The sequence below is a fragment of the Terriglobus sp. YAF25 genome (genome assembly GCF_052113305.1).
Classification (GTDB): Bacteria; Acidobacteriota; Terriglobia; order Terriglobales; family Acidobacteriaceae; genus Terriglobus.
Window position 1 is genome coordinate 1 of the sequence record NZ_JBFRCY010000102.1, and the last position, 9,133, is coordinate 9,133.

Genomic DNA, 9,133 nt, shown 5'->3' on the forward strand with positions numbered 1-9,133 from the left:
CCGCCGATACCTTGATCGCGGACCTCCACCAACAGCATGTCATCCTGTTCTCGCGAATGGATCACCAATGTCTTTGGCCGTCCGGTGACATCCCGCATGGATTCGATGCCATTCAACACCAGGTTCATGAGTACCTGCTGCAGTTGAATACGATCGGCAAAGATCAACGGCAGATCTTTCGAGAGTTGGACCTCGACGACAACTCCGTCTTTCTCCGCGCGGCCGCGCACCAGCGAGACGACCTCGCTGACGACGGGCCGCAGGTCGATCGGGGCCTTCTGCAGCGGCGATCTGCGGAAGAGCGTCCGCAAGCCTTTGATGATGCCGACGGCATCTTTGCCGTCTCGAACGACGCGTTCGACCGACGCCTGAGCGTTTGCGAAGTCCGGAGGATCGGCTTGCAGCCAGCGCAGGCTGGCTTGCCCGTGTGCGACGACGGCGCTGAGCGGCTGGCTGATCTCATGAACTACTGAGGCGGAGAACTCGGCTATTGTCGCGGTCTGTGTTGCCTGTGCGAGTTTCGTCTGTGTCTGGCGGAGTGACTCTTCCGCGCGGTGCCTCGCCGCAATCAACTCCGTCGCCAGCACCATGGCCACGATGAAGACAAACAGACGCAGGAACTCTCCCCTTGGGTGAAACAGGCTGAACTTTGGCGTAAGAAAGAAGACATAAAAAAGCGCCGCCCCAACCACAACCGAAATATAACCGGAACGGCGGCCGCCATAGAGGCTGCTTACCATCACCGCAAGCAGAAGGCAGGAGGAAGGCGCATCCAGCTCCCAGGCAAGCGGCAGGGCGAGGACGCAAGCCGCAACTGCGAGAAGGTCAGTTTTCAACGGGCTGAAGTTCAGAGGCATCGAGAGGCGCTTCACAACGAAATAACCGATCGCCCTAAGTGTGACACTGCACACCCCCAGAGGCCAACTCTATCCGCGATGGGCGAGACCTGCTTCCGCTGGTTTTTATTGGTCATGGCCACACACAAGGGTGATCTCCTGGCTCGCGGCCCGCAGTTGGATGTCGTGGCGCATCAGTGCCGCCGCCATCAGGTCGGGGGACTTGTCCGGAGTGCAGGCAAAGACAGGGCAGCCCATGGCGGCAATCTGTTCCGCATGCCGGGCGCCGTAACCCGGATGACCATCGTCGGAGAGCGCAAGCAGCACGATGACGTTAACTCCGCTTTGTTTCAGCGCGGTAATGCGGGCGAGCATGGCCTTTGCATTTCCGCCCTCGAAAAGATCGGCGATCAGCACGAGATGGGTTTTGGTGGGATGCTCGATCTTCTGTTCTAAAATTTTCTACGAATGCCCGCTCCGCAACCGGCCAGACCGAATCCGTCGACATCTTCTACGAAGAAGATTCATCGACTTCCCACATGGGTTTTTGCGCTGGCGGCAGTGGTGTCGATCATCGTGCTGCTGATTGGGCTCGCGGGACGCCAGAAGCAGCGTTCGACTGAGGTTGTCGCATCGGTTCACGATGCCGGCGGTGAGTTGAAGCTGCATCCGGATGGCACTCTCACTGCGCCTSCAGGATTTACCGCGGAGCAACTGACGGTACTGGCTGCTGTGCTGCAGGATCGCCGTTTACCAGTTCCTGCCGCGCCCGACGCGTCGGCAGCTTTACAAGAGAAGGCAGCCGCGATCGAAAAGGTGAATCCACAGGCGCATCTGCTGCTGGCTGCTCTGTATCGGAAGGCTGGTCAGACGATGGCTGCGAAGCGGCAGTTGGAACAGCTCATAGGGGAAAATCCTGATTCAGCCTTGGTGCGTGAGCTGGAGAAGAGTTTACAGTAGCTCACCATTGGGTTCCCCAATGCTCCGCTCTCCCAGTAAACTTGTTCGCTGGGAGAGCGCTGAAGGCTGGTACAGAACGCGCCTTTCCCCCTATGAACAAGTTCATAGAGCCCCGGCCTTCAGCGCTCGGTTGAGGACTCGTTAGGCGAGCGAGCTACTGCCTGGCGACGACAACAATCATGAAGCTGTTCGGTTTGGTAACCGGTTTACCATTCGGGCCGGTCTCATACTCCGCTGTCGGCAAATAGATACGATGCGTCATCGGATCGATTCCCATCGTCCTTGCGCCTGTCCGCGTCTTCACCATCTGGACGATCTCGAAGTTACCCGGTGAGGTCTCCCGCGCGACTGCAAGGGAACCGTCGCGGCAGCTTGCAAAGATCTCGCCACCATCGGCCTTGGTCGCATCGACTCCGTCACCGATGGGCAGCGCCGACAGCACCTTACCGTCCGTCAGGCTCATCACGATCAGTTTCTGTGGCTTCCGGCACCCGATGTAGAGCTGTTTCTTTTTCGTGTCGATCGACATGCCGACCGGAGCACCACCAGGAGCGACCGGCCAGCGCGCAGTCACCTTGCGCGTCTTCATGTCGACGACCGCGACTTCGTTCTTGTCCATCAGGTTGACGTAGATTTTTCCGGCGCCATCGGACGCGAGGAACTCAGGCGATCCACCCAGATCAATGGGCGCCTCGATCTTACCTGTCGCGGGATCGATCTCCGGGCTGAACGTCATCAGGACACCTTTATCTCCAGAGACAACCAGCACCCGCTTCAGAGAAGGATCGTAGATGATTCCGTCTGCATCGGGCTGGGCGGTGATCTTGCCCAGGATGGCAAATGTCTTCAGATCGAAGATCACAATCGCTCCCTCGCCGCCGCCGTCGCTGATGAATCCTCGTCCCGCCTGCGAATCGATCGCTACGCCATGCGCGATCTTCTGGCCTGGAATATCACCCAGCGTCTTGCCCGACTCGGCATCGATCACCAGCGTGTGCGTGCCGCGTGGAACAAACAGCCGATGAGTCGCCGGATCGACTGTCAGGTAGTCCCATCCACCTTGTCCGCCGATGGGAAAGGTTTGCTTTTCGGCCCACTTGTTCTGTGCCAGAGACGGCAGAGCGCCGGCAAGCAGAAGGGAAAATACGATGGTTCCAATGCGCATCACTCGTTGCATGGAGCCCTCCTCGTTTTGAATTGGATATCACTCTGTGCAGGGAACTCCGCACAGCCTCACCAGTCTGCGTCGTATCCATTAAGGCATGCTGAAGTTACGGGATAAGAGCAACCCATGGGGCACCCGGTGTATGGTTCTCTAATTCGTAACCCGCCACGCGAGGATGTTGCTATGCACCGCGCTGGAGCTCATATTCTGGGTTTCGAGCAGCAGCTCGAAGTAGGGAATCTTTCCATCTGGCCGCTGGATACGTTTAAGGAAGGGCAGCAGCTCCGAATCATCCGAGACAAAGTCCCATGCGGATTCTGTACCGGCCATCGAGGTGCCTTCGATCAGCAGCGCATTGCCGTTGCCTGACAGATTCGGAGCGAAGGCGACGACTCCATACACACGACGTTGCGGATCGTCGAGCCGGGAGTCCCAGTGCGTAGGCTCTCCCTCGCGCGGAGACTTGTTGATGACCGAGAAGACCTTTGCCTTGTAGTTGTTCTGCAACAGGAAGTTCATGTTGCGTTCCAGAAGCTCGACCCACGGATTGGCTTCGAAGGCTCCAACCAGGATGACGTTGCCGGTCTTCAGATCATTGGGCCGCAGGTCACGGGAGTAGCGCACCTGCAGATTGCTGTGCAATGTCTGCGCGATCTGCGCCAGCCGCACTGCGGCATCGAGATCGACGATCGAGGTGTAGCGCCGGTTCGCCATCTCGACTCGCAGCGAGCGTATATCCGAGGGCAGGGGATTGGTCGAGGCGTTGAAGGTCGAGGTCCGATAATCACCGAGCAGATATTCGTTCAGTGAGATGTTGCGCTGATCGAAGGTGTGCGAGAGCACCAGGCCCGAGTCTCCCGGAACCTCCAGCGTTGGCTGCTGTGGCAGGAAGATCTGGCTCCACAGCGGATGAGTTGGAGGAGCGGCAGGAGCCGCCATCGCCGTTGCATGATTCCAAATCAGCACCATCGCCAGTGCGACGGCCAGGGCGGCGCATAGCAGCCACGGAATCAGACTGCTTACAGATCGCTCCTTCGGTGGTGATGCTACTTCCGCAGGGAGGGCTGGTATATCTCGGACCGGGGATACAGGTGCGACCGGCTCGGCGGTGTGGCGCGGAGTGAAGACAGGGATATAGCTGCCCTTCGGGATAATGACCCGCAGAACTTCTTCGGCGCCCTCCTGCTCGAAGTACATCTCCAGCCGCTGGCGCAGACGGCTCGCCTGGGTGCGGACGATGCCGTCGATGGAGGAGTCGTAATCCGGCGATCTGCCGAAGACAGCCTGACCGATCTTCTGTTCGTTGAGCTCTGCTTCACGGCCCTGGAAGGTAACGTCGCAGACATAGGTCAGCAGAGAACAGAGCCGTTCGCTCCGGGCAAAGGTCGGAGAGGCGAGGATACGCCGTATCAACTCGCGTTGTGCGCTCTCCGGCCAGTCTGTCACAGAAGCCGTGCGTGCAGACCAAGGGGAGTCTACGGAGCGATCTTGCTTCGCCGTGAGCATGAGTTGCCGTCAGTCTACGCAGATCGTGTGAATGCGCCATGAACTAATTCACACGGCATTCACTGTATCAAGATACATGAAGGTTAGGTAAACCATTTATTCCACAGCAGTTCACGCGTGTATCGCAGTTGTCGCCGTGAATTCGCTTCTTCGCTGGAAGCGTCGCTGCTATTCCTCTCCCCAACGGCCCTCTTCCTGACGCTGACCAGAGACAAACATGCGCGGGCTTTCTGTTGGAACCACTACTTCTGTTGGAAGCACTACTTATGGAGCGAATGCAATGACGCCGAACATAAACAAGAAACAATCTGCCCGATGGTATGGGCTACTTCTTCGCCTGGCCGTGTTGCTGATGCTGGCGGCCGGAGGCAGGGTCTATGCCCAGTTCGATTCGGGCGCGGTGCTGGGTACGATCAAGGATCCTTCGGGAGCGACGATCAACGGTGCATCGGTCGAACTGACGAACGTCGCCAAGGGCGTCAAGAGCACCCGGCAGACAGACGCGAGCGGATCCTATGAGTTCGACAGCATACAGCCGGGCGACTACATCATGACGGTGACCTCGTCTGGCTTCCAGAATCTGAAGACAGACACCTTCCGGGTAAACGTCGGAGCACGTCAGCGCGTCGACCTTACCCTCAGCGTCGGCCAGACCGGCGACAGTGTCACGGTGACGGGCGCGGCCGAGCAGTTGGAGACCGAGACCAGCGACCGCGGCCAGACGATCCAGGGAACCGAAGCGGTGACCCTGCCGCTGAATGGGCGCTCCTATGCCGATCTGGCGCAGCTGGTGCCGGGCGTTCGCCGCTCGTTGATTGCAACGGTTGCCTCTAACCCACCACGCGATGCTTCGTACAACGTCAACGGCCTCACCTCGATGGATAACAACTTCGTCCTCGATGGCATCGACAACAACGCCTACCAGGAAGCCAACCAGGGATACTCGAACCAGGCCGTGATTCCGTCGCCTGACTCGCTGCAGGAGTTCAAGGTACAGACCGATAACTACTCGGCGGAGTACGGCCGCGCCGGCGGCGCCATCGTCAACGCCACCACCCGCAGCGGAACCAATGCCTTCCACGGTGGAGCATACGAGTACTTCCGCAACACAGTCCTGAACGCCTTCGGCCCCTTCTACGGAACCGGCATCAAGCCAACGTTGGTGCAGAACCAGTTCGGTGGCACCTTCGGCGGTCCGGTGCTGCGTGACAAGCTCTTCTTCTTCGTGGATTACGAAGGCCTGCGCGCTGTCTCACACTCTCTCACTACCGCGACCCTGCCGACTACCGCTGAGCTGAACGGCATCTTTACGACCGACGGCACGGCGACGGGCACGCCGATCCCGATCAAGAATCCCTATACCGGCGTGGTGTATAGCAATGGCCGTGTACCGCTCGGCGACCCGAACATCAATCCTGTCGCGTTGAAGGTCTTCAGCCGGTTGCCGCAGCCGAATATCCCCGGCGCCGCACTGACGGCGGCGAACTATCAATATCTTCCCGCCGCGCCGACGGTGGACGATAAGGGCGATGGCCGTGTCGACTTCGTTCGTAACGATCGCCAGAACGGCTTCTTCCGTTACAGCCAGCGCGCCGTCACCTACTTTCAGCCGCCACCGTTTCCCGGTGCCGCGGGTGGTAACAGCAATGGAACCCTCTATGCCCGGACACGACAGCTCGCTGCCGGATACAACTGGACACTGACGCCGACTTCGATCCTGGAGATGCGCTTCGGTGAGACCTGGACCGAGAGCGGTAAGTTCCCCATCTTCCTCGGCGCCGCCAATCTTCTGGCAGCCATTCCTAACGTCCCGCAGGACCCTGCTTATACCGGAGGTCTGAGCCCGCAGTCTGTCTCCGGCTTCACGCAGTTCGGCGAGCAGGGAACCAATCCGCAGTTCAACAATCCAACGCAGGCAAATCCCAAGGTCAACTACACCTGGATCAGGGGCCGCCACAGTCTGAAGATAGGTTATGAGTTCGGCTGGATGTCGCAGGCGATCTCCGACTTCCATCCCAAGTTCGGTTCGGATACTTATGCCGGCTCGTTCAGCTCGGCGGGCAGTGCGACCACGGCGCAGGCGGCAAACCTTGCGGACTTCCTCTTTGGCGCGCGCAGCAACTACCAGTTGAACGCGGTCAATGAGGTGAACTATCTGCGCTACTGGCACATGGGCTATCTGCAGGATGACTGGAAGCCGCTGCCTTCGCTGACCTTAAACCTCGGTTTCCGCTATGAGTTCATGACGCCGAACTACGAGGAGAACAACAAGCTCTACAACTTCGATCCCGTCAATAACCGCCTGCTGGCCGCCGGCAGTGGAACCGATGTGAGCAGCACAGCGCCAGGGCACGTCTATAACCTTCACTACGTCGGCGGTAACTCACTGGCCGATCGTGGTCTGGTCGATCCAAACTATAAGAACGTCGGTCCGCGTGTAGGCTTTGCCTACCAGGCGCTGCCGAAGACTGTTATTCGCGGCGGTTACGCCATCAGCTATGCCTATCTCTTCCGCTTCGGCGGAGAAGGTCTTCTTGCCTACAACGGCCCGAACAACTATGCGGCGACATTGCCCGCAAACCAGACACCGAGCCAGGGTCTGTGCACCTCGCTGACGCAGGATCCGACGACCTGCTTCCGCAGAACGCAGGATGGCTATCAAACCAACTTTGCGGGACCAGTAAACTTCTCCACCACCAAGGCTCAGACGCGATATACGCCGAAGGACTTCAAGCCGGCGTATGTGCAGGCCTTCCATTTGTCGGTACAGCAGGAACTGCCTTATGACACCACGCTGGAAGTGGCGTACGTGGGCAATCACACCGTCCACATTCCGGCTCTTCTGGACTTCAACCAGGCCCGCCTGTGTCTGCCCAGCGAAGTTCCGGCTGCAGCGCAGGGCCAGTGCACGACGTCAGTACTCAACCGCCGGCCAATTGCCAACTTCTCGGACATCCTGACGGAGAGCAACGCAGGATCTCTGATCTATCACTCGCTGCAGACCAAGCTGCAGCGGCGCTTCCGCGGTGGCGTCTTCCTCATCAACTCGTTCACCTGGTCGCGTGGCATCGATCTGAACTCGGCTGATCTGGAGACACAGAACGGCGATAGTGCCATGATCAACAAGGCGAACCCGGCGGGTGATCGTGGACCTTCGGGCTACAACCAGCCGCTGAACAACACTACGTCGGCGATCGTCGATCTGCCGTTCGGCAAAGGACGCCGCTTCGGCTCATCCGCTCCTGGATGGCAGCAGCAGATCCTCGGTGGCTGGCAGTTGACCGGCATCAACGTGGTGACGAGCGGTGTGCCCATCAACCTGACCTATACGCCGAGCAGCAACCAGGTAGTGTCGACCACCAGCTCGGCGTATGCTATCCGGCCGAATCTTACCGGATCTCCGTCGGCAGTCTATGGCAAGGCGCTGGTCAAGACGGCGAGCGCGTTGAACGGCTATCTGATCGCGGGCTCGGGAACGACACCGCCTCCGGGTGTGTCGATTCCCGCGGGCACACAGCTCTTCGGCAATGCGGGCCGCAATATTCTGCGCGGACCGGCATTCGGCCAGTTCGATCTTTCGGCGCACAAGCGGTTTGCGCTGCCGAACGAACGGTACAACGCCGAGTTCCGGATTGAGGCCTTCAATGTGCTCAATGCCACCAACTACATCAGCCCCTCTGCCAGCGTGGGGTCGGTGAATGCTACCTCAGGTGCACCGAGCTATAGCAGCAGCTTCGGCAGCTTCACCGGCAGCACCAGTGTGTATCCATCACGCCAGGTGCAGCTTGTACTGCGCGTAGCGTTCTAAGAGCATTTTTCCTGTTGCTGGGTATCCCGAGAGGGGCGTGCAGCGGCGTTTTCATTGAGGAAAACGCCCATAGATGGACAAGCCCTGGACGACACCTACAGGAAAATGTTCTAACCCGAGTTATCACACCAAGCTGGGACTTACTTCGACAGACAGCTATCACATGACCGTCTTCCCCGGAGCGAACGACCAGAACCGTTCTGCCTATGGATGGCCTTCGTATGTCCCTTCTGACGCTCCCATCGAAGTCTGCACCCGCATGGTCGGCGAGCGCATCGCGAAGAAGCGCTTCGCTTGCCAATTGCCCATACGCGTGCGCGTCGATCAGGAGTACACCATCAACTATCCGATGGCGTGCAGCCTTCGCCTGGTGGGAGCGGATGCGGAGGAAGACAAGAAGCTGCGGTCACTGCGCGATCAGCTTGCCGAGGCTTTTGCCTTCCGGTTGAACGACCACGCGGAGTATCAGTTCCACATGACGATGTCCTACCAGATGGCTCCGTTTACGGCGGAAGAGCGGAATGCCTATCGCGACCTGATGCGGGTGCATGTCAAGCGCATTGCAGAAGCTGTCCCGGTGCTGGAGCTGGGTATTCCAGAGTTCTGCAGCTTCCCGGATATGTTCCGCTTCGAGCCGCAGCGGTTGCTGGTGTGTTCGTAGGTGGGTTTTTCCTGACCTAAGTATGGATAACCAGTCGAGAAGCAGATTTCTCCGTTTCCTTCGGTCACTGCGAAATGACAAACAAAAGGTCCGAGCTAGAAGAGGACATCGTACTAAGACCGTTGCGAGTTGCGCAACCGTTTCGCGCCGTAGGTGCGAATGTCTTGCTTAAGGGGACGGCTTCAGCCGTCCCATAT

At 58.8% G+C, this 9,133-nt stretch carries 7 protein-coding genes; 3 read left to right on the forward strand and 4 right to left on the reverse strand.

All coding sequences use genetic code 11. The annotated features are described in order from the left end of the window. On the reverse strand, positions 1 to 857 hold an 857-nt coding region (locus AB4043_RS06030), incomplete at its 3' end, for a sensor histidine kinase (RefSeq protein WP_442306670.1). A gap of 105 nt (positions 858 to 962) precedes the next feature. Continuing rightward, the gene (locus AB4043_RS06035) at positions 963 to 1,295 is read right to left on the reverse strand and encodes a VWA domain-containing protein (RefSeq protein ID WP_442302836.1); all 333 of its coding nucleotides are present in this window, start codon (positions 1,293 to 1,295) and stop codon (positions 963 to 965) included. A 9-nt stretch (positions 1,296 to 1,304) separates the two neighbouring features. Between AB4043_RS06035 and AB4043_RS06040 the strand changes: the two genes are divergently transcribed. Beyond that, positions 1,305 to 1,796, forward strand: coding sequence for a hypothetical protein (locus tag AB4043_RS06040; RefSeq protein WP_442306671.1), 492 nt, complete (start codon positions 1,305 to 1,307; stop codon positions 1,794 to 1,796). A 154-nt stretch (positions 1,797 to 1,950) separates the two neighbouring features. Here the strand turns inward: AB4043_RS06040 and AB4043_RS06045 are convergent, their stop codons facing one another. Both AB4043_RS06045 and AB4043_RS06050 read right to left on the reverse strand, forming a co-directional pair. Further along, positions 1,951 to 2,973 (reverse strand): YncE family protein, encoded by a 1,023-nt coding sequence (locus tag AB4043_RS06045; protein ID WP_442302799.1) that lies wholly within the window; start codon positions 2,971 to 2,973, stop codon positions 1,951 to 1,953. Between the two features lie 138 nt (positions 2,974 to 3,111). Then, positions 3,112 to 4,407, reverse strand: a complete 1,296-nt coding sequence (locus AB4043_RS06050) for a hypothetical protein (protein WP_442302800.1) — start codon at positions 4,405 to 4,407, stop codon at positions 3,112 to 3,114. Positions 4,408 to 4,747: 340 nt separating this feature from the next. On the opposite strand from AB4043_RS06050, the gene AB4043_RS06055 reads away from it, so the two are divergent. Both AB4043_RS06055 and AB4043_RS06060 read left to right on the forward strand, forming a co-directional pair. Further along, a complete protein-coding gene (locus AB4043_RS06055; protein ID WP_442302801.1) occupies positions 4,748 to 8,275 on the forward strand; it encodes a carboxypeptidase regulatory-like domain-containing protein in 3,528 nt (1,175 codons plus the stop codon). A gap of 73 nt (positions 8,276 to 8,348) precedes the next feature. Further along, positions 8,349 to 8,936: a DUF1868 domain-containing protein gene (locus AB4043_RS06060; protein WP_442306672.1), complete on the forward strand. Its 588-nt coding sequence runs from the start codon at positions 8,349 to 8,351 to the stop codon at positions 8,934 to 8,936. The last annotated feature ends 197 nt before the right edge of the window (positions 8,937 to 9,133 follow it).